Consider the following 25,989-nt stretch of genomic DNA (forward strand, 5'->3'; position numbering starts at 1 on the left):
CCCGGGTCACCGAGGGGCCGCGAGCCGCAGCCAGATCTCGGTGCAGGTCTGCCGCGCCTGGGCCAGGCGGGCCGGCGACACCCGGGAGGCCTGATAGAAGTTGCGCTCGATCATCCAGCACAGCGCTTCGGCGAGGGCCGTGGATTGGTCGGGGCGCTTACCGGCCGGCACCCCCATGTGCTCGAGGATCGCCTTGATGGCGGCGATGAAGATGTCGGCCGTCTCTTTCCACAGCGTGTCGATCTGCGGGATGGTGGCGGTCAGGTCGATCGCCGTGCGCATGACGACACCGTGCTCACGCCACAGATCCTCGGTCCGTCTCATCGCGGTGTCGATCGCCTTCGCCCCGCTGGCGGCGTCTTCGCTTGCGGCGCGGGACTTCTCGTGCAGTACCGCGACGGTGCGGGCGAACAGCGCCGTGATGACCTCCTGCTTCGATCCGAAGTAGAAGTAGAGCGCCCCGCGGGTGATGCCGGCGCCTTCGGCGACGTCGGCGATCGTCATCGCGTCATAACCGATGGTGCCCAAGAGCTCCTCGGCCGCGTCCAGGATCGCCGCCTCGCGCAGATCACCCTTGCGGGGTTCCCCGGTTCGCCGCCTGGTCAACTGGCCGCAATCTGATGGCCGTCCGGGAAATCGGTACTGCGCGACAGGGATTCCCAGGCCGCGATGTCGGCGTCGACGGCATCCCGGCCCGCGCGCACCAGCCGCAGTGCATCGGATCCCAGCAGGAGGTGCCGGGGTGGCTCGGCGGCGTCGACGACGGTCAGGACGGCCGCTGCGGCCTTCGCCGGATCGCCGAGTTGATTGCCGTCGGCGTTGCGCCGTGCCCGCCGGATCGGTTCGAACACCGCGTCGTAGTCGTCGATGGCGCGTTCGGTGCGGACCATCGACCGGCCCGCCCAATCGGTGCGGAACGAGCCGGGTTCGATTGCCGTGACGTGGATTCCGAACCCCGCGGCTTCCTTGCCGATGCTCTCCAGCAGGCCTTCGAGGGCGTACTTGCTGGCGCAGTACGCCGAAAGTCCCGGCACCGTCATCAAGCCGCCCATCGAGGTGACGGCCATGATGTGCCCGGCCCGCCGCTTGCGCATGGAGGGCAGCACCGCTTGCACCGTGGCGGCCGCGCCGAACACGTTGGTCTCGAACTGCGCGCGCATCTCCGCCAGCGGCGTCTCCTCGAAGACGCCCTCCAATCCGTACCCGGCGTTGGCGATCAGGACATCGATGGGTCCGATGGACGCCTCGGCCTCGGCGACCGTGTCGACGACCGCCCCGTGGTCGGTGACATCGAGGATTCGGCCGTGCGCGTTCGCACCCAACGCCTCGAAAGGGGCGAGATCGGCGGTCTTGCGTACCGTCCCGACGACGGTGTGGCCGGCCTCCAGCGCGGCCTGCGCGAAGGCGCGGCCGAGTCCGGTGCTGACTCCGGTGATGAAGAATGTCTTGGACATGACCCGACCATACGCGCTGATCGACACGGTGTCGATTTTTCTAGTCGTAGCGTCGATTAGTTGGGTGCCGGCTGCCTGCCCCGAATCAGCTTGCCCGGCCGGGCCGCGGTCGGCTTCCCGCGCTCGGCGATGATCTCGCCGGACACGATGGTGGCGACGTAGCCGTCGGCGGCCTGGTCGAGCCGGCGCCCACCGGCAGGCAGGTCATGGGCCACCGTCGGCTTGTGCAGGCGCAGCGCGTCGTGATCGATGACGTTGAGGTCGGCCTTATAGCCGACGGCGATGCGGCCGCGATCGGCCAAGCCGGCCACCCGCGCGGGCACCGTGGTCAACTCCCGCACCACCTCGGCGACACCGAGCCGGCCGGTGGCCCGGTCCCGCGCCCAGTGCGTCAGCATGTAGGTGGGAAAGCTTGCGTCACAGATCATTCCGTAATGCGCCCCGCCGTCGCCGAGGCCGAGCACCACGTCGTCGCGGCGGATCAGGTCGGCGACGGTGTCCAGCGACCCGTCCCGGAAGTTGGCCAGCGTGACCAGCAGCATGGCGCGCCCGTCGTCGTCGAGCAGCCGGTCGTAGGCCTCCTCGGCCGGTGACACCCCGCGGGCCGCCGCGCGGGCGGCGATGCTGTCCGACGGATCCGGCTCGTAGTTCGGCGGGTCACCCAGCGGGAAGATGTAATCCCACGCCTGCACGGCGAACATCAGCGGATGCCCGTCGCCGGCCGGGGAGTCGTTCAGAATCCGTTCGCGCACTTCGGGTTTACGCATCTGCGTGACCCGCTCGGCCAGCGGCAACCCCTCGAGCGCGCGGTAACTGGGGTAGGTGATGAACGGGTTGCCGGACAACTGCAGGCCGATCACCAGGCCGATTGGGCGCGGGAAGATCTGTGCGGTGATCTGCCCACCATCCGTGTTGGCCTTTTCCACCATCCGCAACGCATCCAGATGCAGAGCGGGACCGGCGTTGCCGATCGCCAGCGTGAACGTCACCGGCAGGCCCACGTCGGCCGCGACGTCGAACACCGCCTGCAGCGCCCCCTCATAGTCGGCGGCCAACAGGTCGGGCACGAACTGGATCAGCCCGCCGCCGGCATCCTTGACCCCGAGCGCGATCGCCTCGATCTCGTCGTGGCCCGCTTCGTAACTCGGGATGGGCTGGCCGCTCTCGGTCTTGTGGATGGTCAACCTGGACGACGCGAAGCCGAGCGCGCCGACCTCGACGGCTTCGGCGGCGAGCTTGCGCATCTGCGCGAGATCCTCGGCGGTGGCCGGCTCGCGATCCACGCCGCGGCGGCCCATCACGTACACCCGCAGCGGCGAGTGGGGCAGGAAGGCCGCCACGTCGATATCGCGGCGGCGCGCGTCCAGGGCATCGAGAAATTCCGGGAAGGTCTCCCAGGTCCAGGGCAGGCCGTCGACCATCACCACCCCGGGGATATCCTCCACCCCGGCCATCACGTCCACCAGCGTCTCGTGATCGGCCGGCCGGCAGGGTGCGAAACCCACTCCGCAGTTGCCCATCACGGCGGTGGTGACCCCGTGCGCCGACGACGGGGTCATCCGATCGCTCCAGATCGCCTGCCCGTCGTAGTGGGTGTGCAGGTCCACGAAGCCGGGGGTGACGAGCAGTCCGGTGGCGTCGATGTCCCGGCTGCCGGACCCGGGCACGGTGCCGACCGCGGTGATCACCCCGTCGGTGACGGCCACGTCGCCGTCGTACGGTTCCTCGCCCGACCCGTCGACGATGGTTCCGTTCCGGATCACGAGGTCGTGTGTCATACCTCGAACCTACGATGACGCGATGATCGATCACCTGGGAATCAACTGTGCAAACTTCGCCAAGTCGCAGGAGTTCTACGACACCGTGCTGGGCGTCCTCGGATTCACCCGGCAGATGGATGTCGGGGTCGCCGTCGGCTACGGCCGCGACGGCAAGCCCGACTTCTGGATCGCCGATGTCAACGCCGGCGATGCCACCGGCCCCAACCGGGAAGTGCATCTGGCCTTCCAGGCCGCCGACACCGATGCGGTGCAGAAGTTCTACGACGCGGCCGTCGGCCTCGGCGCGGAGTCGCTGCACGCGCCCCGGTTGTGGCCGGAATACCACCCCGGCTACTTCGGCGCCTTCGTGCGCGATCCGGACGGCAACAACGTGGAAGCGGTCTTCCACGGGGCGTGACGGGAATCATTCGGCAGGACAGCGGTTGGAAACCGTTATGAGCCTTTCGACTCTTCCGTCCCATGCTGCCCCCGTCAGGACGCCGTTCGGTTTCGACTCCACCGCGGCCGAGGTCAGCGCAGGCGTCGACCTGTCCGGTAAGACCGCGATCGTGACGGGCGCGTCGTCCGGGATCGGGGTGGAGACGGCGCGCGCACTGGCCGGTGCCGGCGCCGCCGTCACGCTCGCGGTGCGTGATGTCGACGCCACCCGGCCGATCGCCGAGGACATCCGCCGCGTCACCGGCAACGACGCGGTGACGGTCGCGGCACTGGACCTCAGCAAGCCGGACAGCGTGGTCGCCTTCGCCAGTGGGTGGACCGGCCCGCTGCACATCCTGGTGAACAATGCCGGCGTCATGGCCGTGCAGCAGCTGACGCTCACCGACGCGGGGCACGAACTGCAGTTCGCGACCAACCATCTGGGGCACTTCGGGCTCGCCATCGGTCTGTACGACGCGTTGCGCCAAGCCGGCGGGGCCCGCATCGTGTCGGTGAGTTCGTCCGGGCATCTGCGGTCACCGGTGGTGTTCGACGACATCGACTATGCGTTCCGCGAGTACGACCCATTCGGCGCGTACGGGCAGAGCAAGACCGCCAATGTGCTGTTCGCCGTCGAGGCCAGCCGGCGCTGGGCCGGTGACGGCATCACCGCCAATGCGCTGATGCCCGGAGGTATCGCCACCGCGCTGCAGCGCCACCTGCCGTTCGGCTACAGCGCGGAAGCGCGTGAGCGGTTCCGCCGGGCGGGCACCCGATTCAAGAGCGTCGAGCAGGGCGCGGCCACCTCCGTTCTGCTGGCCGCTTCGCCGTTGGTGGAGGGCGTGGCCGGCCGGTACTTCGAGGACTGCAACGAGGCCGCCGTCGTCGGCCGGCGCGATACCGGTATCGGGGGTGTCGCCCCGTACGCCCTGGACCCGGAGAACGCCGAACGGCTGTGGGACGTATCGCTGGCCATGTTGTGAGGGCATGTCGTCCGAACGGGTGAAACTGCTGGTGAAAGGGATATCAGCGGCGCGAAAGCATTGACCGGAGGCGGCGCGGCGGCAGATTCTGAGAACGTCCTGTTACGTAGCCGTCAATTAATCCGGGGGCGCATCATGTCGGTCAACGTTCGTCCGCATACCAAGATGATGTCGGCGCTGCTGGCCGCCGGCGTGGTCGCCGCCGCCACCCCGGCGTGGGTGCCGCTGGCGCAGCAAGCAGCGCCCGCCGTCAGCACCGCGGCGGTGCAACCGGCCTCGGTGGTCACCGATCTGCTCTACAACCTCGGCACCGTCGTCAACGGGGTGACCACGATTGTGGAGGCACCCATCGAAGCGGCGCTGTGGAGTCCGGACTATGCGATCAGCACCGTGCTGATCGGCCTGCGGGATCCGGCCCTCATCGGCAGCCTGCTCAGCTTCGTCGCTCAGCAGTACCTGAATCCGACGTATGGCGGGTTCGCCGACTACGGCGTCAGCGGCCTCTCGGATATCGCCTCGGTCCTCCCGGCGCCGCTCGGAACCTGGCTGACCGGGGCGATTGCCGGCACGGTCGCCCGCATCGGATCCCTTTTCGACGCGCTGCCCGACCCGAGCGCCGGTGATACGGCGTTCTACGACTTCGTGAACGACAACTTCGTCGGCAATATCGTCGACGACATCAACTGGCTGGCGCTGGCTCCGGTCTACTCGATCGCCGACACGGTGAGCTATCTGGGGTACCTGCCGTACGAACTGGAGGCCTCCCTCGAATCCGCACTGCGCAATCCGTCCGAGATCCCGGGCCTGATCAGCAACCTGGTGTGGGGGCTGATCGAGCCCTACAACGGGCTGCTGGGCCGGATCGTGGACAACTTCGTGGCCCCGCTGACCTATCTGCCGGGGATCGGGGACCTCATCACGAACGTGTACACGGCGATCGCCGACGGCGTCCAGAATCTCTTGGACCTGTTGCCCACGCCGGTGACGCCCACGCCGTTCCTCTCGGCGCTGGCCTCGACGTCGACCACGACGGGCCTGGTGGCCGCGCTGCCGTCGAGCGCCGATGTGGTGACACTCGATGTGCCCACGACCGCGGACCAGCTGGCCACGACACCCGATGCCGAGCGCAAACAGATTGCCGCCGTGGAGGATTCGTCCGGCGCGGTGGAAGAGGTGACGCCCACGCCGGTCACCGATCCCGTTGCGGAGCCGGATCCGGCACCCGCCGGTGACGTCACCGACGATGCCCCCGAGGCGGCCGCTCAGGACGCCAAGGACACCGAACCCAAGGCGGCCGACGAGACCAAGCCCGCCGGCGCCGGACGGCACCGGGCCGATGCCGACAAGGACGAGACCGGCTCCGAGCCGAAGGCCTCAGAACCGAAGGCCTCAGAACCGAAAGCCTCAGAACCGAAGGCTTCCGAGCAGAAGGACTCCGAGCCGAAGGCCGCCGCCTGACGTCGACCCGATCGCGATGTCGGTGGCGCCGAGTACGTTGGCGACCATGACAGGGGACATCGACGCCGCCCGCGAACTGCTCCGCGATTCGTTCACCCGGATCATCGAGCATGTCGAGGAACTGACCGAAGGTCTCACGCAGGAGCTGTCGTCGTGGCGGCCCACCCCGCAGGCCAACAGCATCGCCTGGCTCATCTGGCACAGTGCCCGGCAACAGGACATGCAACTCGCCGATATCGCCGGGGCCGAGCAGGTGTGGATCCGCGACGGTTGGCGGGATCGCTTCGCACTCGACCTGCCCGGGAACGACATGGGCTACGGCCACACCGCCGACGAGGTGGGCAAGGTCCGCGCCCCGGCCGAGTTACTGGCGGGCTATTACCGCGCGGTGCACAAGTTCAGCCTGGAGTACATCGCCTCGGTCGGCGCCGACGAATTGGCGCGCATCGTGGACGAGCGCTGGGACCCGCCGGTGACCGCAAGTGTGCGGCTGGTGAGCATCGTCGACGACGCTGCTCAGCACCTCGGGCAGGCGGCTTATGTGCGGGGGATCGCACCCCGGAATTGACAGGTGTCAACCCCGGTGCGAGCTGCGTCACACTCGCGGTTTAGCATGGCCCTATGACTGCCACCGCAGACCGCTCTGACGTTGCCACCATCCACAACCCCGCCACCGGCGCCGTGGCCGGCGAGGTGCGCTGGACCGCTGCCGCCGACGTGCCGCGGATCGCCGCCGGCCTGCGCGAGGCGCAGCGCGAGTGGGAAGCCCGCGGCGCCAAGGGTCGTGCCAAGGTGCTGGCCCGCTACGCCGTCTGGCTGGGCGACCACCGGGACGAGATCGAGCAACTTCTGATCGCCGAGACCGGCAAGTCCGCAACGGACGCCGCCCAAGAAGTGCCGCTGCTGCTCATCATCCTGTCCTACTACATCAAGGCGGTGGAGAAGGCGATGGCGCCGGAGACCCGGCCCGCGCCGCTGCCGTTCCTGTCGATCAAGAAGATCGCCGTGCACTACCGGCCGCGCCCGGTGGTCGGCGTCATCGCGCCATGGAACTATCCGGTGGCCAACGCGCTGATGGATGCCATCGGTGCGCTGGCGGCCGGCTGCGCGGTGCTGCTCAAGCCGTCCGAGCGCACCCCGCTGACCGCCGAACTGCTGGTGCGCGGCTGGCTGGATTGCGGGGCTCCCGAAGTGCTGGCGCTGGCCCAGGGCGCCCGGGAGGTGTCCGAGGCCGTCATCGACAACTCCGACTACATCCAGTTCACCGGCTCCTGCGCCACCGGCGTCAAGGTGATGGAGCGGGCCGCGCGGCGGCTCACCCCGGTCAGCCTGGAGCTCGGGGGTAAGGACCCGATGATCGTGCTGGAGGACGCCGATATCGACCTGGCCGCCAACGCCGCGGTCTGGGGGGCGATGTTCAACGCCGGCCAGACCTGCGTGTCGGTCGAGCGGGTGTACGTGCTGGATCCGGTCTACGACCAGTTCGTCGCCGCCGTGGTGAAGGCCGTCGAGAACCTCAAGGTGGGCGCGGGGCAGGGATACGACCTCGGTGCGCTGATCGACGAGTCCCAGGTCGCGGTGACCGCACGGCACGTCGACGACGCGCTGGCCAAGGGCGCCAGGGCGCTCACCGGCGGGAAGCGGCCCGACGGGCCGGGCAGCTTCTACCCGCCGACGGTGCTGGTCGACGTCGACCACTCGATGGCGTGCATGACCGAGGAGACCTTCGGTCCGACGCTGCCCATCATGAAGGTGTCGTCGGTGGGCGAGGCCGTCCGGCTGGCCAACGACAGCCCCTACGGGTTGAGTGCTGCGGTGTTCTCCAAGAATGTCGAGCGAGCCAAAGACATTGCGCTGCAACTGGATTGTGGCGCCGTGAACGTCAACGACGTGATCTCCAACCTGATGTGCACCACGGCGCCGATGGGCGGCTGGAAGACCTCGGGGATCGGGGCCCGGTTCGGTGGCGTCGACGGTGTGCGCAAGTTCTGCCGGCAGGAGACGGTGGTGGTGCCCCGGATCAGCGTCGGCGCCGGCGGCAACTACTACAACAACTCGCTCAAGGCGCTGGCCCGGATGAACAAGATGATGACCAAGATGGCGCTGTCACGTCCCAGGCGCGAGGCCAAATAGCGCACCGGCTGTTCACCTGGGTGTCACCGGCTGGTACGCCCGGCTGGATAGCGTCGTCGCGTGACGACTCTGGACACCACCGGCTACTCCGTCCGAGATGACGACGATGACGACCCCGAGTTGCTGTTGCAGCCCAGCGGTGAGGTCGTCGACACCTGGCGCGAGGGCTACCCGTACGACGAGCGGATGAAGCGCAGCGAGTACGAGGAGCAGAAGCGGCTGCTGCAGATCGAGCTGCTGAAGCTGCAGAAGTGGAGCCAGGCCAACGGTCACCGGCATGTCATCGTGTTCGAGGGCCGCGACGCCGCAGGTAAGGGCGGCACCATCAAGCGGTTCATGGAACACCTCAACCCGCGCGGCGCCCGGGTGGTGGCCCTGGAGAAGCCGACCGAGAAGGAACGCACCCAGTGGTACTTCCAACGCTACGTCACCCACCTGCCCGGCGCGGGTGAGATCGTTCTGTTCGACCGGTCCTGGTACAACCGGGCCGGTGTCGAGCGGGTGATGGGTTATTGCACCCCCAAACAGCACGCCGAATTCATCCGCCAAACACCGCTTTTCGAGCAGATGCTGGTCAACGACGGCATCAGCCTGACCAAGCTGTGGTTCTCGGTGACCCAGTCCGAACAGCGCACCCGGTTCACCATCCGCCAGGTCGACCCGGTCCGGCAGTGGAAGCTCTCGCCGACGGATCTGGCCTCGCTGGACAAGTGGGACGACTACACCGCGGCCAAGGAAGACATGTTCGCCTGGACCGACACCGAGATCGCGCCGTGGACCGTGGTGAAAAGCAACGACAAGAAACGCGCCAGGATCAACGCGATGCGCTATGTCCTGGGTAAGTTCGACTACGACAACAAGGACCATGAGGTGGTCGGCCAGGCCGACCCGCTGATCGTGGGGCGCGCACTGTCCGACTGACGCGCCCCCTTGAGCCGAGGAGGGCGCCGTGCGGTTTCTGCTGGCGGCCCTGCTCTGGCTGATCACCACCGCGCTACTGGCCGTCACGGTGCCCGCGTTGTGGGCGCAGCACACCGTGGTTTCCGAGGACGGGTACGCCGCCCTGGCCGCGTCGGCCGCCAAGGATCCGGCGCTGCAGCAGGCGATGGCATCCGAACTGGGGGCGCAGCTGATGACGGCCACCGGCGCCTCCGGTGTGCAGGGCACGGTGCTCGACGCGGCGGTGAATGCGTACACGGCCAGCGAGGTGTTCCCCGGCCAGTTCGCGACCGTGAACCGGGTCGCGCACCGGTGGTTGTTCACCGACACGGTGACCCGCTCGGATGACTCGGGCCGCTGGGTGGTGGACCTGGCGCCGATGCTGGCCGACACCTCGATCAAGCAGACGCTGGCCGGTTTCGGCGTGCAGCCGCCGGCCACGCTGGAGGTGCCGCTCACCGAGAAGGTGTCCGCCCATCTGCGGCCCGGGCAGCTGCGATTGGTCGGGGTCTGGGGGCCGTGGGCCAGTATCGGGGCTGCGGTGCTGACCGGCGTGTTTGCGCTGCTGACCTTGGCCGCCGCGCGGGCGCGTGGCAAAGCCCTTGCCGCACTCGGGGTTTCGGCCCTCCTGGTGGGGGCGGCCGGCTGGGCCGGTATCGAGATCGGGCGCCGTTTCGTCGATGACGCGCTGAATCACACCACCGGTGACGTGCACGCGATCGCCGACGTGATGGTCGACCACGCGGTGGGCAGCATGCATATGTGGCTCAACCTGACCCTGACGGTCGGCGGTGGCCTGGTGATCATCGGGGTGATCGTGGCGCTGCTGAGCGGGCTCGGCTCACGGCGTGATGACGTGTGACGGGTCGCGGCGCTTGCCGTCCAGTACGGCACGTTCGGCACGGACCCAGTTCTGGGTGAGCCCGAGCGCGACGAGAATGTCGGCGGTCGTGATGAGCAGCCCGATGTAGTACATCCACTTCATGCTCGGATCGCGCGGCACGGTGAAGAAGATGACCAGGAAGATCGGCCCGACGATGCCGAACACGAACGTCATGCCCTGGAACACCAGATAACGGCAGAAAACGGTCCAGGGCGTCATTGGCGTCAGCCTAATGTCCGCCACAGATACGTGTAGATCAATGCCGCACGGAACGCGGCCTGCGCATTGTCGGCCGCGCCACCGTGCCCGCCCTCGATGTTCTCGTAGTAGTCCACCCGGTGGCCGGCCGCCTCCAGGGCGGCGGTCATCTTGCGGGCATGCCCGGGATGCACCCGGTCGTCACGGGTCGAGGTGGTGATCAGGATCGGCGGGTACTGCCGGTCGGCCGAAATATTCTGGTACGGCGAATATTTCGAGATGAACTCCCAGTCCTCGGGGTCATCCGGGTTGCCGTATTCGGCCACCCACGACGCACCGGCCAGCAGCAGGTGGAAACGCTTCATGTCCAGCAGTGGCACGCTGCACACCAGCGCGCCGAACAACTCCGGGTAGCGGGTCAGCATGATGCCCATCAGCAGTCCGCCGTTGCTGCCGCCCTGGGCGCCCAACTGCGGCACCGTCGTCACCCCGCGGGCGACCAGGTCACGGGCCACCGCGGCGAAATCCTCGTCCACCAGGTGCCGTCCGGCGCGCATCGCCTGGGTGTGCCAGCGCGGCCCGTATTCACCGCCGCCGCGGATGTTGGCCAGCACGTACGTGCCGCCGCGGGCCAGCCACAGCCGGCCCAGCACACCGTCGTAGGCGGGGGTGCGCGACACCTCGAATCCGCCGTAACCGCCCAGCAGGGTGGGTCCGCTCGCGCCGGGCCGCCCGACCACGAAGTAGGGCACCCGGGTGCCGTCGGCGGACACCGCGAAATGCTGGCTCACCTCCAGCCCGTCGGCGTCGAAGAACGCCGGGGCACGCTTGATCTCGGTGAACTCGCCGGCATCCGTTCCCAGCAGCAGCCGCGACGGGGTGACGAATCCGCTTGAGTCCAGGAAGATCTCGTCCCCGTGCGGATCGGCGCCCGCGATCACCGTGTTGGTGTTGGCGGGCAGCCCCGGCACGTCGGTGGCCGTCCACTCACCGGGGGTGAGGATCTGCACCCGGCTGGCGACATCGGCCAGCGTCACCACCACCAGTTTGTCCCGGGTCCACGAGTACTGGTGCAGGCAGGTGTGCTCGTCCGGCTCGAACACCACCGTGACATCGGCTGAGCCGCCGACGAATTCGTGGTAGTCGGCGGCCAGCAGCGACCCCGCGGTGTAGCCCTTCCAGTCGGTGCGCAACTCGATCAGCAGCCAATCGCGGTGCACCGACACCGTCGCATCGGTGGGCGCGTCGATCGGGATCAGCTCACCGTCGCGCAGCTCGTAGATCTCGTCGTTGAAGAAATCGACCGCCCGGCTGATCAGCGTCCGCTCGAATCCGGGTGTGCGGTCCACCGAGGCCGCGACGATGACGTCGCTGCGTTCACCGGCGTACACCGTCGGTGCGTCGGCAAGGTCCTGGCCGCGCTGCCAGCGCTTGACCAGCCGCGCGTAACCCGAATCGGTCAGCGAGCCCTCGCCGAAATCGGTGCCCACCAGCACGGTATCCGGGCCGGCCCAGGCGATCTGTGTCTTGGCCTCGGGCAGCTCGAATCCGCCGGCCACGAATTCCCGTGTGATCATGTCGAACTCGCGCACCACCACGGCGTCGGCGCCGCCGCGGGACAGGCTGATCAGCGCCCGGGAATGATCGGGTTCGATCACGTCGGCGCCGGCCCAGACCCAGTTCTCGTCGTCGGTGCGGGCAAGTTCGTCGACGTCGATGACGACGTCCCAGACCGGCGAGTCGGTCCGGTAGGAGTCCAGCGTCGTACGGCGCCACAATCCCCGCGGGTTGGTCTCGTCGCGCCAGAAGTTGTAGAGATGCTCGCCGCGGCGGCGCACGTACGGGATCCGGGCGTCGGTGTCGAGCACCTCCAGGGCCTGGGTCCGCATGGCCTCGAACTGCTCACCGGCCAGCGCGGCCAGCGTCGGCTCGTTGTGGGCGCGCACCCACGCCAGCGCGTCGTCGCCGGTGACATCCTCTAGCCAAAGGTGGAGGTCTGATCCAGAACTCATGTGACCTTTCTACCGTGGGCGTAGCGTGGGCTCATGACCAGCCGCGCCCTCATCACCCAGGCCGCCGCCGACCTGCTCGCGTCACTGCAGAAGCGCCACGGCGCGTTGATGTTTCACCAGTCCGGCGGCTGCTGCGACGGCTCCTCGCCGATGTGCTATCCGCGCGGCGACTTCATCGTCGGTGACCGGGACATCCTGCTGGGGGTGCTGGACGTCGGGGGCGGGGAGGACAGCGGCGTCCCGGTGTGGATCTCCGGCCCGCAGTTCGAGGTGTGGCAGCACACCCAGCTGATCATCGACGTGGTGCCCGGCCGGGGCAGCGGATTCAGCCTGGAGGCCCCGGAGGGCATGCGCTTCCTGTCCCGCGGCCGGGTGTTCACCGACGACGAGACCGCCGAACTGGCCGGCCGGCCCCCGATCACGGGTGCGCAGTACGCTGCCGGCGCCCGCCCCGCGGACGACGGGACCCGGATCGTGGCCGACGCGTCGCAGGCGCTCTCGGACGCCTGCCCGGTGCCTACTTCTCGCAGGTGAACTGCACGACGTCGGTCTGCCGGTTGCGGAACAGTTGGGCGCAACCGGTCAGGTACTTCATGTAGCGGTCGTAGACCTCTTCGGACTGGATGGCGATCGCCTCGTCCCGGTGGGCCTCCAGATTGGCCGCCCAGATGTCCAGCGTCTTGGCGTAGTGCGGCTGCAGCGACTGCTTGCGCGTCACCGTGAACCCGGCGGCCTCGGCGTGCTCCTCGACCATCGGGATCGACGGCAGCCGGCCGCCGGGGAAGATCTCGGTGAGGATGAACTTGATGAACCGGGCCAACTCGAAGGTCAGCGGAATGCCCTGCTCCTTGGCCAGCGCGGGGTGCGGCGCGGTAATCGTGTGCAGCAGCATCACCCCGTCCGACGGCAACACCTGATACGCCTTGGCGAAGAAATCGGTGTACCGGTCATGCCCGAAATGCTCGAACGCGCCGATCGACACGATGCGGTCCACGGGCTCGTCGAACTGCTCCCAGCCCTGCAGCAGCACCCGTCGCGTCCGGGTCGTATCGAGCTGGTCGAAGGTCTCCTGCACATGGGCGGCCTGGTTCTTCGACAACGTCAGGCCCACCACGTTGACGTCGTACTTCTCGATCGCGCGTCGCATGGTGGCGCCCCAGCCACACCCGACGTCGAGCAGCGTCATCCCAGGCTGCAACCCAAGTTTGCCAAGGGAAAGATCGATCTTGGCGATCTGGGCCTCTTCGAGCGTCATATCGTCGCGCTCGAAGTACGCGCAGCTGTAAGTCTGGGTGGGGTCCTGGAAGAGCCGGAAGAAGTCGTCGGACAGGTCGTAGTGGGCCTGCACGTCCTCGAAGTGAGGCTTCAACTGTTTGGGCATGGATGATGGCCTCTCGATTGACCTGGCGGCGGGGTTTACCCCGCGGGTTCACCTTTGAAACCACGAAACTGGAGCCTGAATCGTTCAGACGCCCCCCGTTCTCCTGTATTCGTAGCTGACGGGGCAGGGGATGGGACGACTTTGGACAACCAGGTGCGCCGAAAAACGCGGGCGGGTGCGCCCCGATAGGGTATTGGCGTGACCCACTATGACGTCGTCGTACTCGGAGCTGGCCCCGGCGGATATGTCGCGGCCATCCGCGCTGCCCAACTCGGCCTGAACACCGCCATCGTCGAACCGAAGTACTGGGGTGGGGTGTGCCTCAACGTCGGGTGTATCCCGTCCAAGGCGCTGCTGCGCAACGCCGAACTGGCCCACATCTTCACCAAAGAGGCCAAGACCTTCGGCATCAGTGGTGAAGCGACCTTCGACTACGGCGCCGCCTTCGACCGCAGCCGCAAGGTGGCCGACGGCCGGGTCGCCGGTGTGCACTTCCTGATGAAGAAGAACAAGATCACCGAGATCCACGGTTACGGGAAGTTCACCGGTCCCAACGGGCTGACCGTCGACCTCAACGAGGGCGGAACCGAAGAGGTCACCTTCGACAACGCGATCATCGCCACCGGGTCGTCCACGCGTCTGGTCCCGGGCACCTCACTGAGTGAGAACGTCGTCACCTACGAGAGCCAGATCCTGTCCCGGGAGCTGCCCGGCTCGATCATCATCGCCGGCGCCGGGGCCATCGGCATGGAGTTCGCCTACGTGCTGAAGAACTACGGGGTGGACGTCACCATCGTCGAGTTCCTGCCGCGGGCGCTGCCCAACGAGGATGCCGAGGTGTCCAAGGAGATCGAGAAGCAGTACAAGAAGCTCGGCGTCAAAATCCTCACCGGGACCAAGGTCGAGTCCATCGACGATTCCGGCAGTGAGGTCACCGTCAGGGTCAGCAAGGACGGCAAGACCGAGGACCTCAAGGCCGACAAGGTGTTGCAGGCCATCGGTTTCGGGCCCAACGTCGAGGGCTACGGGCTGGAGAACACCGGTGTCGCGCTGACCGAGCGCAAGGCGATCGCCATCGACGACTACATGCGCACCAACGTGGGCCACATCTACGCCATCGGGGACGTCACCGCCAAGCTGCAGCTGGCCCACGTCGCCGAGGCGATGGGTGTGGTGGCCGCCGAGACCATCGCCGGGGCCGAGACGCTGGCACTGGGCGACTACCGGATGATGCCGCGCGCGACGTTCTGCCAGCCGCAGGTGGCCAGCTTCGGTCTGACGGAGGAGCAGGCCCGCGCCGAGGGTTACGACGTCGTCGTCGCCAAGTTCCCGTTCACCGCCAACGGCAAGGCCCACGGGCTGGCCGACCCCACCGGTTTCGTCAAGCTGGTCGCCGACAAGAAGCACCTCGAGCTGCTCGGCGGGCACCTGATCGGTCCGGACGTCTCCGAGCTGCTGCCCGAGCTGACGCTGGCGCAGAAGTGGGACCTGACCGCCAACGAGCTGGCCCGCAACGTGCACACCCATCCGACCCTGTCGGAGGCGCTGCAGGAGTGCTTCCACGGCCTGGTCGGCCACATGATCAACTTCTGATCGCCGGTGCGCGCGAGGGTTGTCGCCGCCATCGGCGGGCTGGTGATCGGCCACATCCTGTGGCTGCTAGCCATCACGCTGGCGATCAACACCAGTGACGTCAGTTTCTGGGTGTTGATCGTCTCGGCGGTGATCATCGCGCTGGCGATCGTGGTCGGGTGGCTGGGCTGGCGGTCGTATCAGCGCAAGGATCAGGTGTGGACGGCGTTCCTGTGGGCGCTGCCGATCGCCCCGGTGCTGATGACGATCGCCGTGCTCGGCGTGACGTATCTGTAGCCGTCAGTCCGGGAAGTCCAGCGGTATCCGCAAGGTCGCCATGGTGGCCGCCAGCGCGTCGTATTGCCCTGCGAGCGTGCAGAATTCGATGAGCTGGGCGCGGTTGTAGAGCTTGGCCAGCGCGGTCCAGGTCTCGCTGGACATCGACCGGGTGATGACGAACTCGTCGGTCGCGGTGATCAGTGTTCGCTGCCGCGGGGTGAGGCCCTGCGCGTCGGGACCCTCGAAGATGGCGGCCTGGGTGGCGGCGTCCAGGCCCCGGCTGCGGGCCAGTCGACGATGCTGCTGCAACTCGTATTCGCAGTCACGCAGATACCCCACCCGCAGGATCACCGTCTCGGCGTCCTGGCGGGACAGCTTGCCGGCGTAGAGCAGATATCCGGAGAACGGCAACCAGGCCAGGAACAGCAGCCGGTGCTGGCCGAGCACGTTCATCAGATGGAACTTCGGGGCCCGGATGCCGCGGGCACCCGCCTTGGCGATCGCCCAGTTGACCGGGCCCAGTTCACGGAGTCCGCCCGGCGGGATGCGTGCGGGGGTGTCAGATCCAGTCATGTCTGCTTCACCAGATAGGGAGACACCGTGCTGCGGTGCTCGTCGAGGTCGAGGGCGCGGCCGAGTGCGGGGAATGCACGCTGCGGGCAGTTGTCGCGCTCGCAGACGCGGCAGCCGGCACCGATCGGGATCGCTGCGATCTTGGAATCACCGGTCAGCGCCAACCCTTCGGAGTAGACCAGCCGGTGCGCATGGCGGAGTTCACAGCCCAGGCCGATCGCGAACGTCTTTCCAGGCTGACCATAGCGCGCGGCGCGGCGTTCGACCGTGCGCGCCACCCACATGTACTGGCGGCCGTCGGGCATCTGGGCGATCTGCACCAGGATCTTGCCGGGGTTGGCGAACGTCTCGTAGACATTCCACAGCGGGCAGGTGCCGCCCGCCGACGAGAAGTGAAAACCGGTGGCGGACTGGCGTTTCGACATGTTGCCGGCGCGGTCGACGCGCACGAACGACAGCGGCACGCCGCGCATGGAGGGCCGCTGCAGGGTGGACAGCCGGTGCGCGATGGTCTCGTAGGAGACCGAGTAGTACGCCGACAGCCGCTCGACGTCGTAGCGGAACTCTTCGGCGACGGTGTGGAACTGGGTGTAGGGCAGCACGGTGGCCGCGGCGAAGTAATTGGCCAGCCCGAGCCGCGCCAGGGTGCGGGATTCGTCGCTGGTGAACTTGCCCTCGTCGGTCAGTTTGTCGATGAGGTCGCCGAACTCCAGGTAGGCCAGCTCGGCGGCGAGCTTGAACACGTACTGGCCGCTGGCCAGATGGCTGCCGATCTCCAGCGTCCGGGTCTCGGGGTCGAAACGGTGCAGCACCCCCTCGCCCAGGGTCTGGCGTTTGACGATGTGCACGCCGTGCACCGCCGTCAGCCGGGCCGAGAGTTCGCCGGCCAGGTCGGCCCGGTTCATCCGCATCCGGATGGTCAGATCCTCGGCGGCGGTGTCGAGTTCGTGCAGGTAATTCTGCCGCTGGTAGAAGTAGTCGCGGACTTCTTCGTGCGGCATGGTGATGGTGCCGGAGCCGCTGCCGCCGGCGGCGGGGCCACCCGTGCTGAACCGGTCCTCGGTGGCGGCGGCCAGTTGCGTGGTGGCGAGCCGGTAGCGCTGGTGCAGGTTCACCATGGCGCGGGCGACCGACGGATGCGCGGCCACCAGATCGGCGATCTCGGCGGCGTCGACATCCAGGTCGAGATCGCGATCCATAGTGATCTCGCGCAGCTCGGCGACCAGGCGGGTGTCGTCCTGGGAGGCGAAAAAGGTGGCGTCCACCCCGAACACCTCGGTGATGCGCAGCAGCACGGCGACGGTCAGGGGCCGCACGTCGTGTTCGATCTGGTTGAGATAGCTGGGGGAGATCTCCAGCATCTGCGCCAGGGATGCCTGGCTGAACCCGCGTTCGCTGCGCAGCTGGCGAACCCGCGATCCGACGAACGTCTTGGCCACCCGGTCCAGGGTAATGAGCATTGCAAAGATTGGCTTTGCATTGTTCGCAAGCCAATATGGACCGCATGACCGGTTTGGCGAAGACCATGATGCCCGTGCCCGACGGCCACCCCGATGTGTTCGACACCTCGTGGTCGCTGCGGATGGCCGATGTGGACCGGGACGGCCGGCTGCGTTTCGACGGTGCCACCCGGCACATCCAGGACGTCGGCCAGGACCAGCTGCGGCAGATGGGTTATGAGGAAGTCCACCCGGCCTGGATCGTCCGCCGGACGATGATCGACCTGGTGGAACCGATCGAGTTCCCCGACATCCTGCGGCTGCGGCGGTGGTGTTCGGGCACCTCGACGCGCTGGTGCGAGATGCGGGTTCGGATCGACGGCCGCAAGGGCGGCCTCATCGAGTCCGAAGCGTTCTGGATCTGCTTCAGCCGGGAGACGCAGAGCCCGGGCCGCATCGCCGACGACTTCCTCGCCGGGCTGCGCCGCACGACGGATGTGGACCGGCTGCGGTGGAAGGCCTATCTCAAAGCCGGCGCCCGCGAAGACGCCGTCGCCGTCCGCAAGTACCCGGTGCGCGTCACCGATATCGACCTGTTCGACCACATGAACAACTCGGTCTACTGGAGCGTCGTCGAGGACTACCTCGACACCGTCCCCGAGCTTCTCAAGGCGCCGCTGCGGGTGACCATCGAGCACGACTCCGCGGTCGCCCTCGGCGACGATCTGGACATCATGGTGCACGTGTATCCGCCCGGATCGACCGACAAATTCGGTCCGGAGCTCACCGACCGCACTGTTACAACGCTCACATACGCCGTCGGTGACGAGACCAAAGCGGTCGCCAGCCTGTTCGCTCGCTGACCCCCGCCGTTTAACAGTACGGGCGTACTGACCAGCGACAATTGGCTACCGGCAAGTAAATTCTGAACCGGTACAGCAGCTTGCGTGCTTCGCAAAGTTAGCAAGTTAGCGCGCAGCGTTAGCCAAAATTGGCAACTGAAACGGGTGGACCTGCGCATATGCAGTAGGGCATCCTCGGATTAGCACACCCGCGAGGGCGCGGTGGCATTAACAACCGGCAGTGTTGAAACGGCCGCGGCGACCTCGCACCTGTTAACCCGTTAGGAGAGCCATGTCCACCGTTGGCACGCCGAAGAGCCCGGAACAGATCCAGCACGACTGGGACCACAACCCCCGCTGGAAGGGCATCACCCGTACCTACACCCCCGAGGACGTCGTCGCGCTGCAGGGCCACGTCGTCGAGGAGAACACCCTGGCCCGCCGCGGCGCCGAGGTGCTGTGGGACCAGCTGCACAACATGGACTACGTCAACGCGCTCGGCGCGCTGACCGGCAACCAGGCCGTGCAGCAGGTGCGCGCCGGCCTCAAGGCCATCTACCTGTCCGGGTGGCAGGTCGCCGGTGACGCCAACCTGTCCGGCCACACCTACCCGGACCAGAGCCTGTACCCGGCCAACTCGGTGCCGCAGGTGGTCCGCCGCATCAACAACGCGCTGCTGCGCGCCGACCAGATCGCCAAGGTCGAGGGCGACACCTCGGTGGAGAACTGGCTGGCCCCGATCGTCGCCGACGGTGAGGCCGGCTTCGGTGGCGCGCTCAACGTCTACGAACTCCAGAAGGCCATGATCGCCGCCGGTGTCGCCGGTTCGCACTGGGAGGACCAGCTGGCCTCGGAGAAGAAGTGCGGCCACCTCGGTGGCAAGGTGCTGATCCCGACCCAGCAGCACATCCGCACCCTGACCTCGGCCCGGTTGGCTGCCGACGTCGCCGACGTGCCGACCCTGGTCATCGCCCGCACCGACGCCGAGGCCGCCACCCTGATCACCTCCGACGTGGACGAGCGCGACCGCCCGTTCATCACCGGTGAGCGCACCTCCGAGGGCTTCTACCGGGTGCAGAACGGCCTGGAGCCGTGCATCGCCCGGGCCAAGGCCTACGCGCCGTACGCCGACCTGATCTGGATGGAGACCGGCACTCCGGACCTGGAGCTGGCCAAGAAGTTCGCCGAGGGCGTCAAGGCCGAGTTCCCGGACCAGATGCTGTCCTACAACTGCTCGCCGTCGTTCAACTGGAAGCAGCACCTGGACGACGACACCATCGCCAAGTTCCAGCGCGAGCTCGGCGCGATGGGCTTCAAGTTCCAGTTCATCACGCTGGCCGGCTTCCACGCCCTGAACTACTCGATGTTCGACCTGGCCCACGGCTACGCCCGCGAGCAGATGAAGGCCTACGTCGACCTGCAGGAGCGCGAGTTCGCCGCCGAGGAGCGCGGTTACACCGCTACCAAGCACCAGCGTGAGGTCGGCGCCGGCTACTTCGACCGGATCGCCACCACCGTGGACCCGAACAGCTCGACCACCGCGCTGGCCGGTTCCACCGAAGAGGGTCAGTTCCACTAAGTCAGTTCCAGCAGGCCCGTTCCGCCAGGGAACCGAACGCATGACAGCATGAGCCCCGCCCGGACTTCTGGGCGGGGCTCATCGCTGCAGACAGTGAGGGAGATTCAGTTGAGCATCGAACGAGTCGGCGTGATCGGCGCCGGGCAGATGGGCGGCGGCATCGCCGAGGTGTGCGCCAAGGCCGGTGCGCAGGTCGTGGTCTACGAACCCGCCGCCGAACTGCTGGACGCCGGCAAGGCGCGGATCACCGCGTCGCTGGATCGTGCGGCGGCCAAGGGCAAGCTCAGCCAGGACGACCGCGATGCCGCGCTGGGCCGGCTGACCTTCACGACGGCGCTGGCGGATTTCGCCGACCGGCAGCTGGTGATCGAGGCCATCGTCGAGGACGAAGCGGTCAAGACGAAGGTCTTCGCCGAACTCGACGCGATCGTCACCGACCCCGACGCCGTGCTGGCGTCGAACACCTCCAGCATTCCGATCATGAAGATCGCAGCGGCGACGAAGAACCCGCAGCGGGTGCTCGGGCTGCACTTCTTCAATCCGGTGCCGGTGCTGCCGCTGGTGGAACTCATCTCGACGCTGGTCACCTCCGGCGACGCGCTGGAGCGTGTCGAAGAATTCGCTGGCAAGATCCTGGGAAAGCAGGTCGTGCGCTGCGGCGACCGATCCGGCTTCGTGGTGAACGCACTGCTGGTGCCGTACCTGCTGGCCGCCATCCGGATGGTGGAGTCCGGCTTTGCCACCGTGGCGGACATCGACACCGCCGTCGTCGCAGGGTTGTCGCACCCCATGGGCCCGCTGCGGCTGTCGGACCTGGTCGGTCTGGACACCCTCAAGCTGATCGCCGACAAGATGTACGAAGAGTTCAAGGAACCGCTCTACGGTCCGCCGCCGCTGCTGTTGCGCATGGTGGAGGCGGGCCAATTGGGCAAGAAGTCGGGTAAGGGCTTCTACGACTACTGACCGGTCCCTAATGTTTAGCACAGCTAATATGGGGTACCATCGTCGGATGCGGCTCGAGTAGGCCTCCGGGGGGTCTTCGGGCTGCGGTCGCCAAATCAACAGACGAGGTTATTTTTCGCATGTCAAACGTCGAGTCCGATCTTGCGCCGTACTACGAGGAGTCGCAGTCGATCTACGACATCTCGAACGAGTTCTATGCCCTGTTCCTCGGGCCGACCATGGGCTACACCTGTGGTTACTACGAGCGCGAGGACATGACCCTCGACGAGTCGCAGAACGCGAAGTTCGACCTGGCGCTGGGCAAGCTGGGCCTGGAGCCCGGCATGACGTTGCTGGACATCGGCTGTGGTTGGGGCGGTGCCCTGGAACGCGCCCTCATCAAGTACGACGTCAACGTCATCGGCATCACGCTGAGCAAGGCGCAGTCCGACTACGCCCGCGAGCGGCTGGCCAAGATCGACACCAAGCGCAACGTCGAGATCCGGCTGCAGGGCTGGGAAGAGTTCAACGAGCCCGTCGACCGCATCGTGTCGATCGGCGCGTTCGAGGCCTTCAAGCAGGAGCGCTACCCGGTGTTCTTCGAGCGGGCCTACAGCATCCTGCCCGACGACGGCGTCATGCTGCTGCACACCATCCTGGCGCACACCCAGCAGTTCTTCCGCGAGAACAACATCAAGATCACGCTCAGTGACCTGAAGTTCATGAAGTTCATCGGCGAGGAGATCTTCCCCGGCGGGCAGCTGCCCGCGGTCGAGGACATCGAGAAGCTGGCCGCCGACACCGGCTTCGAGCTCAAGCGCACCCACCTGCTGCAGCCGCACTACGCCCGCACGCTGGACATGTGGGCCGCCAACCTGGAGGCCAAGAAGGCCGAGGCCATCGCCCTGCAGGGGCAAGAGGTCTACGACCGGTTCATGAAGTACCTGACCGGCTGCGCCGACTTCTTCCGCCGCGGCATCACCAACATCGGCCAGTTCACCCTGGCCAAGTAGGTCTCCCGAAAAGCGCCGAGCCTACGGTTTCTGGCGAGATTCACCTCGATTCTCGCCATTTTCCGTAGGCTCGGCGCTTTTTAGTGCGTGCTGGACGCGCGCGATCACGGCGTCCGGCGCATGGCGCAGGTGCCGTGCGCTGACCCGCACGATGGTCCAGCCCCTGGCTGCCAGGAATTCCAGCCGGTCGATGTCCGCGCTGTGGTTGACCGGATCGCTCCAGTGTTGCTCCCCGTCGTATTCGACGCCCACCATCGACTTGCGCCAGCCCATGTCGATCCGGCGCACCACCCGGCCCCACTCGTCGCACACCGGTATCTGGGTGGCCGGCCGCGGTAGCCCCGCGCGCACCAGGAGCAAGCGGACGCGGGTCTCCTGCGGTGATTCCGCTCCCGGGTCCACCAGGTCGAGGACCTTGCGCAGGCGGCGGATCCGCCGGGCGCCTGGATAGCGGTCGGCGATGGCGGCCACATCCGCGACGCCGACGCCCGTGTGGTTGAGCAGCGCGTCGATGCGGATGACGCCGGTGTCCTCGGGCAGGCGTCGGCCCAGGTCGTAACAGGTGCGCGCGACCGTCGTGCACCGGATGTCGCCGATCGTGGTGAGTTCGTCGTCGGCGATCTCGCCGGAATGGACCACGATGCCCGGGGGACTGGGTGTGCGCACCCGGGCCAGTTCGGCTGGGGCGTCGGCCGGCAGCCATCTGCTGCCCAGCATCGCCGCGGCCGAGTGGCCCACCACGGTCGCGCGCCGGCCCGACCACAACCAGGCCGCGATCGCCCGCGACCGGGCGTCCAGCTCGATATCGGCTGGTGCGTAGACGTTGCGGTGCAGCTTGCGGAACCTCGTCTGCAAACCGTGCCGGGTGACCGCCCGGGCTGCCAACGCCTCCGTGCCCAGGAAGATCTGCCCCACACCGGTTTCGACGCGGGGCGGCCGCGTGCGGTTCCACCCCCGCCGGGACTACGGTTGTTGCGGCGAAAACGCCTCGAACACGTCAGAAACCGTAGGCTCGGCGCGCCCGGTCAGGCCTTCGCCAGTCGCTTCTTCTCGGCCTTGACGTCGAAGTCCGGCGGCGGCCAGGCGAGGTTGAACTCCTTGAGCGCCTCGATCAGCAGTTCCAGGATGGCCAGCCGGCTGTACCACTTGCGGTTGCACGGGATGACATGCCAGGGCGCGTAATCGGTCGACGTGCGGTCCAGCATCACCTGATAGGCCTCCTGGTACTTGGGCCACAGCAGCCGCTCATCGATATCGGCTGGGTTGTACTTCCAGTACTTGTCCGGCCGGTCCAGGCGTTCGGCCAGGCGCTTCTTCTGCTCGTCGAGTGAGACGAACATGGCCACCTTGACGATCTTGGTGCCGCCCTCGACCAGTTCCTTCTCGAACGCGTTGATCTCGTCGTAGCGCGCGCCCCACACCTCCGGCGGCACCAGATCGTGCACCCGCACGATCAGCACGTCCTCGTAGTGCGAACGGTCGAACACCCCGATGTGCCCAGCCGCGGGCAGCGCGTTGCGGATCCGCCACAGATAGTGGTGCGCCAGCTCCTCCTCGGTCGGCTTGCCGAAGCTGGCATAGTCGATGCCCTGTGGATTGCCCGCTCCCACAACGTGTTTGACGATGCCACCCTTGCCCGCGGTGTCCATCCCCTGCAACACCAGCAGCAGCGAGCGGGTGTCGCCGGCCCGGCTGTTGGCGTACAGCATCTCCTGCAGCTCGGCGAACCGGATATTGCGCTCGGCCTGCAGCACCGGCGCGTCGCGTTTGGAGCCGACGAACCCCGGGGTGGCGTCCGGGTCGATCGCCGCCACCTTGGCACCGGGCTTGAATTCCAGATGGGTGTGCGGCTCGTGGGTCCACAGGGCGGGTAGATCGGAGTCGGGAGAGGTCACGCCGCCAGTCAAGCAGCTACCGCGGCAACGATGGCGGCGGATGGGGCTGCGAGTTGAACTTTTCCAGCGAGCCGCCCACCTCGACGATGCCGCACAGCGCGCTCCAGGACAGCATCGTCAGGTAGTCGATCAGTTCGTCGGTGCTCATCCGGGGATTGGACATCCAGGAGTGGGTGGCCAGCTGCACCCCGCCGACGATGTGGAATGCCCACGGCTCCACGCCTTTGGTGTCCATGCCCACACTGCCCATCCGGCGGCGCAGCATGACCGCGAGCATCCGCGCGATGATCTGCTCGGAGTCGTTGATGGCCTTGGTCCGGCTGGCCGAGCTGTTGGACATCACGAACCGGTACGGCTCCGGCTCGGCGGCCACGGTGTCGACGTAGACCCGGATGATCTCGCGCACCAAGGCATAACCGTCCAGATTCGAGGACAGCGCCGCGGCCATGTTGGGGATCAGGGTGGTCTGGGCGAACCGCATCATCACCGCGGTGGTGAGGTCGTTCTTGTCGACGAAGTAGCGGTACAGCACGGTCTTGGACACGCCGATCTCGGCAGCGATCTCGTCCATGCTGACGTTGCTGCCGCGCTGGCGAATCGCCTCCAGAGTGCCGTCCACGAGCTCGTTTCGACGGTCCACCTTGTGTTGATGCCAGCGTCGTTTGCGGCCGTCGGTTTTTACCACCGCCGTTGCGCTCTGCTGTGCCACTGTCGGGAAAATCCGTTCACTAGGTCGTCTCGATAATACGGTGGTGAGGGCCGCCCGGTCGATCGACTGCGCCGCGCCGTCGGCCGGTAGCGGATGATGGAGGTGTGGCGCACAGACCAGCCCCCGGACCGCCGTCGCTGACCGCCGGTTTCGCTGCATCGCTCGGCGGGGCGGAATCCGAAGCCGACCGGGAACGCCGCCGCGCGCTGCGCCGGATGAAGGCCGTCGCGCTCGGTTTCCTGATCGGCGCGACGGTGATCTTCCTCGCCTGTACCTGGCTGCAATCTCGCGGCGTGACCGGCTGGGTCGGCTATGTCCGCGCCGCCGCCGAGGCCGGCATGGTCGGTGCGCTGGCCGACTGGTTCGCGGTGACGGCGCTGTTCAAGCACCCGCTGGGCATCCCCATCCCGCACACCGCGATCATCAAGCGCAAGAAGGACCAGCTCGGCGAGGGGTTGGGCACCTTCGTCCGGGAGAACTTCATGTCACCCGAGGTGGTCGCGACCAAGCTGCGCGACGCCGAGGTCGCCGGCCGGATGGGCAAGTGGTTGTGCGAGTACAGCCACGCCGAACGGGTGGCGGCCGAGGTGTCCACGGTGCTGCGGGTGCTCGTCGAGATGCTGCGTGACGAGGACGTCCAGCATGTGCTGGACCGGATGATCGTCAAGCGCATCGCCGAACCGCAGTGGGGACCGCCGGTGGGCCGCGTGCTGTCCGGCCTGCTGGCCGAGCAGCGCCAGGAGGCCCTGCTGCAGTTGCTGGCCGACCGGGCCTTCCAGTGGTCGCTGAACGCGGGTGAGGTGATCGAGCGGGTCATCGAGCGCGATTCGCCGTCGTGGTCGCCGCGCTGGGTGGACCACCTGGTGGGCGATCGCATCCACCGTGAGCTGATGGACTTCACCGACAAGGTGCGCCGCGATCCCAACCACGAGTTGCGGCGGTCGGCGACCAAGTTCCTGTTCGAGTTCGCCGACGACCTGCAGCACGACGAGGCCACCATCGCGCGTGCCGAGCGGGTCAAGGAGCAGATCATGGCCCGGGACGAGGTGACCAAGGCCGCCGAGACGGCCTGGACCGCGGCCAAGCGCATCGTGCTGGAGTCGGTCGATGATCCGTCCTCGGCCCTGCGCACCCGGATCGCCGACTCGGTGGTCCGGATCGGGGAGTCGCTGCGCGACGACGCCGCCCTGCGCGACAAGGTGGACAACTGGATCGTGCGTGCCGCGCAGCACCTGGTCGCCCAGTATGGGACCGAGATCACAGCGATCATCACCGAGACGATCGAGCGCTGGGACGCCGACGAGGCCAGCCGCCGGATCGAGCTGCACGTGGGCCGCGACCTGCAGTTCATCCGGATCAACGGCACCGTGGTGGGGTCGCTGGCCGGCCTGGTGATCTATTCGGTGGCGCAGCTGCTCTTCTGAAGCACTGCTAGCTAGTGCTTGCAATAGTTAGCACTCGGTCGTACCGTGGGTTGTAGTCAGTAGCAATCCATCGGATCGAGGCT

At 67.2% G+C, this 25,989-nt stretch carries 26 protein-coding genes; 15 read left to right on the forward strand and 11 right to left on the reverse strand.

All coding sequences use genetic code 11. The annotated features are described in order from the left end of the window. Positions 1 to 6: 6 nt before the first annotated feature. Genes BN977_RS20990 through BN977_RS21000 form a run of 3 tightly spaced genes read right to left on the reverse strand, consistent with a single transcriptional unit; the run spans position 7 to position 3,232 of the window. Positions 7 to 606, reverse strand: a complete 600-nt coding sequence (locus BN977_RS20990; protein ID WP_036401233.1) for a TetR/AcrR family transcriptional regulator — start codon at positions 604 to 606, stop codon at positions 7 to 9. Next, on the reverse strand, positions 603 to 1,454 hold the full coding sequence (locus tag BN977_RS20995; protein ID WP_036404077.1) for an oxidoreductase: 852 nt from the start codon (positions 1,452 to 1,454) through the stop codon (positions 603 to 605). Before BN977_RS20995 ends, BN977_RS20990 begins: the two co-directional genes overlap by 4 nt. 56 nt (positions 1,455 to 1,510) lie before the next feature. Then, positions 1,511 to 3,232 (reverse strand): N-acyl-D-amino-acid deacylase family protein, encoded by a 1,722-nt coding sequence (locus tag BN977_RS21000; RefSeq protein ID WP_036401235.1) that lies wholly within the window; start codon positions 3,230 to 3,232, stop codon positions 1,511 to 1,513. Between the two features lie 22 nt (positions 3,233 to 3,254). Between BN977_RS21000 and BN977_RS21005 the strand changes: the two genes are divergently transcribed. The 7 genes from BN977_RS21005 to BN977_RS21035 all read left to right on the forward strand — a co-directional run bounded on the left by BN977_RS21005 (position 3,255) and on the right by BN977_RS21035 (position 10,027). Next, a complete protein-coding gene (locus BN977_RS21005) occupies positions 3,255 to 3,632 on the forward strand; it encodes a VOC family protein (RefSeq protein ID WP_024454669.1) in 378 nt (125 codons plus the stop codon). Between the two features lie 37 nt (positions 3,633 to 3,669). Further along, positions 3,670 to 4,635 (forward strand): SDR family NAD(P)-dependent oxidoreductase, encoded by a 966-nt coding sequence (locus tag BN977_RS21010; RefSeq protein WP_036401237.1) that lies wholly within the window; start codon positions 3,670 to 3,672, stop codon positions 4,633 to 4,635. A 135-nt stretch (positions 4,636 to 4,770) separates the two neighbouring features. After that, positions 4,771 to 6,093, forward strand: coding sequence for a hypothetical protein (locus BN977_RS21015; protein WP_131590187.1), 1,323 nt, complete (start codon positions 4,771 to 4,773; stop codon positions 6,091 to 6,093). A 46-nt stretch (positions 6,094 to 6,139) separates the two neighbouring features. Next, on the forward strand, positions 6,140 to 6,661 hold the full coding sequence (locus BN977_RS21020; protein ID WP_036404079.1) for a mycothiol transferase: 522 nt from the start codon (positions 6,140 to 6,142) through the stop codon (positions 6,659 to 6,661). Between the two features lie 53 nt (positions 6,662 to 6,714). Beyond that, a complete protein-coding gene (locus tag BN977_RS21025; protein WP_036401242.1) occupies positions 6,715 to 8,226 on the forward strand; it encodes an aldehyde dehydrogenase family protein in 1,512 nt (503 codons plus the stop codon). Positions 8,227 to 8,286: 60 nt separating this feature from the next. Next, positions 8,287 to 9,147: a polyphosphate kinase 2 gene (gene ppk2, locus BN977_RS21030; protein WP_024454675.1), complete on the forward strand. Its 861-nt coding sequence runs from the start codon at positions 8,287 to 8,289 to the stop codon at positions 9,145 to 9,147. A 28-nt stretch (positions 9,148 to 9,175) separates the two neighbouring features. Next, positions 9,176 to 10,027, forward strand: coding sequence for a hypothetical protein (locus BN977_RS21035; protein WP_036401244.1), 852 nt, complete (start codon positions 9,176 to 9,178; stop codon positions 10,025 to 10,027). On the opposite strand, the gene BN977_RS21040 is transcribed toward BN977_RS21035, so the two are convergent. Next, complete coding sequence (locus tag BN977_RS21040) at positions 10,007 to 10,267, reverse strand: hypothetical protein (RefSeq protein WP_036401246.1); 261 nt, start codon at positions 10,265 to 10,267, stop codon at positions 10,007 to 10,009. The genes BN977_RS21035 and BN977_RS21040 overlap by 21 nt on opposite strands. A gap of 5 nt (positions 10,268 to 10,272) precedes the next feature. Beyond that, complete coding sequence (locus BN977_RS21045) at positions 10,273 to 12,258, reverse strand: prolyl oligopeptidase family serine peptidase (RefSeq protein WP_024453255.1); 1,986 nt, start codon at positions 12,256 to 12,258, stop codon at positions 10,273 to 10,275. 33 nt (positions 12,259 to 12,291) lie between these two features. Between BN977_RS21045 and BN977_RS21050 the strand changes: the two genes are divergently transcribed. Then, the gene (locus tag BN977_RS21050) at positions 12,292 to 12,792 is read left to right on the forward strand and encodes a DUF779 domain-containing protein (RefSeq protein WP_024453254.1); all 501 of its coding nucleotides are present in this window, start codon (positions 12,292 to 12,294) and stop codon (positions 12,790 to 12,792) included. Here the strand turns inward: BN977_RS21050 and BN977_RS21055 are convergent. Then, entirely contained in the window at positions 12,776 to 13,639 is an 864-nt protein-coding gene (locus BN977_RS21055) for a cyclopropane mycolic acid synthase family methyltransferase (RefSeq protein ID WP_024453253.1), read from the reverse strand. The two genes, BN977_RS21050 and BN977_RS21055, sit on opposite strands and share 17 nt — an antisense overlap. A gap of 198 nt (positions 13,640 to 13,837) precedes the next feature. Between BN977_RS21055 and lpdA the strand changes: the two genes are divergently transcribed. Further along, positions 13,838 to 15,232, forward strand: coding sequence for a dihydrolipoyl dehydrogenase (gene lpdA / locus BN977_RS21060; RefSeq protein ID WP_036401249.1), 1,395 nt, complete (start codon positions 13,838 to 13,840; stop codon positions 15,230 to 15,232). 6 nt (positions 15,233 to 15,238) lie between these two features. Next, positions 15,239 to 15,508, forward strand: coding sequence for a hypothetical protein (locus tag BN977_RS21065; protein WP_036401252.1), 270 nt, complete (start codon positions 15,239 to 15,241; stop codon positions 15,506 to 15,508). Between the two features lie 3 nt (positions 15,509 to 15,511). Here BN977_RS21065 and BN977_RS21070 read toward each other — a convergent pair whose 3' ends face one another. Both BN977_RS21070 and ramB read right to left on the reverse strand, forming a co-directional pair. Beyond that, positions 15,512 to 16,063 (reverse strand): carboxymuconolactone decarboxylase family protein, encoded by a 552-nt coding sequence (locus BN977_RS21070; protein ID WP_036401254.1) that lies wholly within the window; start codon positions 16,061 to 16,063, stop codon positions 15,512 to 15,514. Next, the gene (gene ramB / locus BN977_RS21075) at positions 16,060 to 17,502 is read right to left on the reverse strand and encodes an acetate metabolism transcriptional regulator RamB (protein ID WP_036404081.1); all 1,443 of its coding nucleotides are present in this window, start codon (positions 17,500 to 17,502) and stop codon (positions 16,060 to 16,062) included. Before ramB ends, BN977_RS21070 begins: the two co-directional genes overlap by 4 nt. A 65-nt stretch (positions 17,503 to 17,567) precedes the next feature. Here ramB and BN977_RS21080 point away from each other — a divergent pair, with 65 nt between their 5' ends. From BN977_RS21080 to BN977_RS21095, 4 genes are all read left to right on the forward strand, one after another. After that, positions 17,568 to 18,365, forward strand: coding sequence for an acyl-[acyl-carrier-protein] thioesterase (locus BN977_RS21080; RefSeq protein ID WP_227456288.1), 798 nt, complete (start codon positions 17,568 to 17,570; stop codon positions 18,363 to 18,365). 271 nt (positions 18,366 to 18,636) lie between these two features. Continuing rightward, positions 18,637 to 19,923, forward strand: coding sequence for an isocitrate lyase (gene aceA, locus BN977_RS21085; RefSeq protein WP_036401256.1), 1,287 nt, complete (start codon positions 18,637 to 18,639; stop codon positions 19,921 to 19,923). A gap of 108 nt (positions 19,924 to 20,031) precedes the next feature. Then, positions 20,032 to 20,886: a 3-hydroxybutyryl-CoA dehydrogenase gene (locus BN977_RS21090; protein ID WP_036401259.1), complete on the forward strand. Its 855-nt coding sequence runs from the start codon at positions 20,032 to 20,034 to the stop codon at positions 20,884 to 20,886. 119 nt (positions 20,887 to 21,005) lie between these two features. Beyond that, the gene (locus tag BN977_RS21095) at positions 21,006 to 21,878 is read left to right on the forward strand and encodes a cyclopropane mycolic acid synthase family methyltransferase (protein ID WP_024453245.1); all 873 of its coding nucleotides are present in this window, start codon (positions 21,006 to 21,008) and stop codon (positions 21,876 to 21,878) included. Between the two features lie 21 nt (positions 21,879 to 21,899). On the opposite strand, the gene BN977_RS21100 is transcribed toward BN977_RS21095, so the two are convergent. From BN977_RS21100 to BN977_RS21110, 3 genes are all read right to left on the reverse strand, one after another. After that, positions 21,900 to 22,793: a DUF559 domain-containing protein gene (locus tag BN977_RS21100; RefSeq protein WP_051561776.1), complete on the reverse strand. Its 894-nt coding sequence runs from the start codon at positions 22,791 to 22,793 to the stop codon at positions 21,900 to 21,902. Positions 22,794 to 22,903: 110 nt separating this feature from the next. After that, entirely contained in the window at positions 22,904 to 23,773 is an 870-nt protein-coding gene (locus tag BN977_RS21105) for a polyphosphate kinase 2 family protein (protein WP_036401261.1), read from the reverse strand. A gap of 16 nt (positions 23,774 to 23,789) precedes the next feature. Next, a complete protein-coding gene (locus BN977_RS21110; RefSeq protein ID WP_036401264.1) occupies positions 23,790 to 24,482 on the reverse strand; it encodes a TetR/AcrR family transcriptional regulator in 693 nt (230 codons plus the stop codon). Between the two features lie 104 nt (positions 24,483 to 24,586). Here BN977_RS21110 and BN977_RS21115 point away from each other — a divergent pair, with 104 nt between their 5' ends. After that, positions 24,587 to 25,906, forward strand: a complete 1,320-nt coding sequence (locus BN977_RS21115) for a DUF445 domain-containing protein (protein ID WP_051561778.1) — start codon at positions 24,587 to 24,589, stop codon at positions 25,904 to 25,906. Positions 25,907 to 25,989 lie beyond the last annotated feature (83 nt).

This window comes from Mycolicibacterium cosmeticum (assembly GCF_000613185.1).
GTDB lineage: Bacteria > Actinomycetota > Actinomycetes > Mycobacteriales > Mycobacteriaceae > Mycobacterium > Mycobacterium cosmeticum.

What these genes read in the sequence shown, in the direction of transcription:
- BN977_RS21045 (WP_024453255.1), bottom strand. Translation starts at nt 12,258, where the DNA reads ATGAGTTCTGGATCAGACCTCCACCTTTGGCTAGAGGATGTCACCGGC.
- BN977_RS21025 (WP_036401242.1), top strand. Translation starts at nt 6,715, where the DNA reads ATGACTGCCACCGCAGACCGCTCTGACGTTGCCACCATCCACAACCCC.
- BN977_RS20995 (WP_036404077.1), bottom strand. Translation starts at nt 1,454, where the DNA reads ATGTCCAAGACATTCTTCATCACCGGAGTCAGCACCGGACTCGGCCGC.
- BN977_RS21070 (WP_036401254.1), bottom strand. Translation starts at nt 16,063, where the DNA reads ATGACTGGATCTGACACCCCCGCACGCATCCCGCCGGGCGGACTCCGT.
- BN977_RS21080 (WP_227456288.1), top strand. Translation starts at nt 17,568, where the DNA reads ATGACCGGTTTGGCGAAGACCATGATGCCCGTGCCCGACGGCCACCCC.
- BN977_RS21010 (WP_036401237.1), top strand. Translation starts at nt 3,670, where the DNA reads ATGAGCCTTTCGACTCTTCCGTCCCATGCTGCCCCCGTCAGGACGCCG.
- BN977_RS21040 (WP_036401246.1), bottom strand. Translation starts at nt 10,267, where the DNA reads ATGACGCCCTGGACCGTTTTCTGCCGTTATCTGGTGTTCCAGGGCATG.
- BN977_RS21055 (WP_024453253.1), bottom strand. Translation starts at nt 13,639, where the DNA reads ATGCCCAAACAGTTGAAGCCTCACTTCGAGGACGTGCAGGCCCACTAC.
- BN977_RS21000 (WP_036401235.1), bottom strand. Translation starts at nt 3,232, where the DNA reads ATGACACACGACCTCGTGATCCGGAACGGAACCATCGTCGACGGGTCG.
- BN977_RS21095 (WP_024453245.1), top strand. Translation starts at nt 21,006, where the DNA reads ATGTCAAACGTCGAGTCCGATCTTGCGCCGTACTACGAGGAGTCGCAG.
- aceA (WP_036401256.1), top strand. Translation starts at nt 18,637, where the DNA reads ATGTCCACCGTTGGCACGCCGAAGAGCCCGGAACAGATCCAGCACGAC.
- BN977_RS21005 (WP_024454669.1), top strand. Translation starts at nt 3,255, where the DNA reads ATGATCGATCACCTGGGAATCAACTGTGCAAACTTCGCCAAGTCGCAG.
- BN977_RS21020 (WP_036404079.1), top strand. Translation starts at nt 6,140, where the DNA reads ATGACAGGGGACATCGACGCCGCCCGCGAACTGCTCCGCGATTCGTTC.
- BN977_RS21015 (WP_131590187.1), top strand. Translation starts at nt 4,771, where the DNA reads ATGTCGGTCAACGTTCGTCCGCATACCAAGATGATGTCGGCGCTGCTG.
- BN977_RS21050 (WP_024453254.1), top strand. Translation starts at nt 12,292, where the DNA reads ATGACCAGCCGCGCCCTCATCACCCAGGCCGCCGCCGACCTGCTCGCG.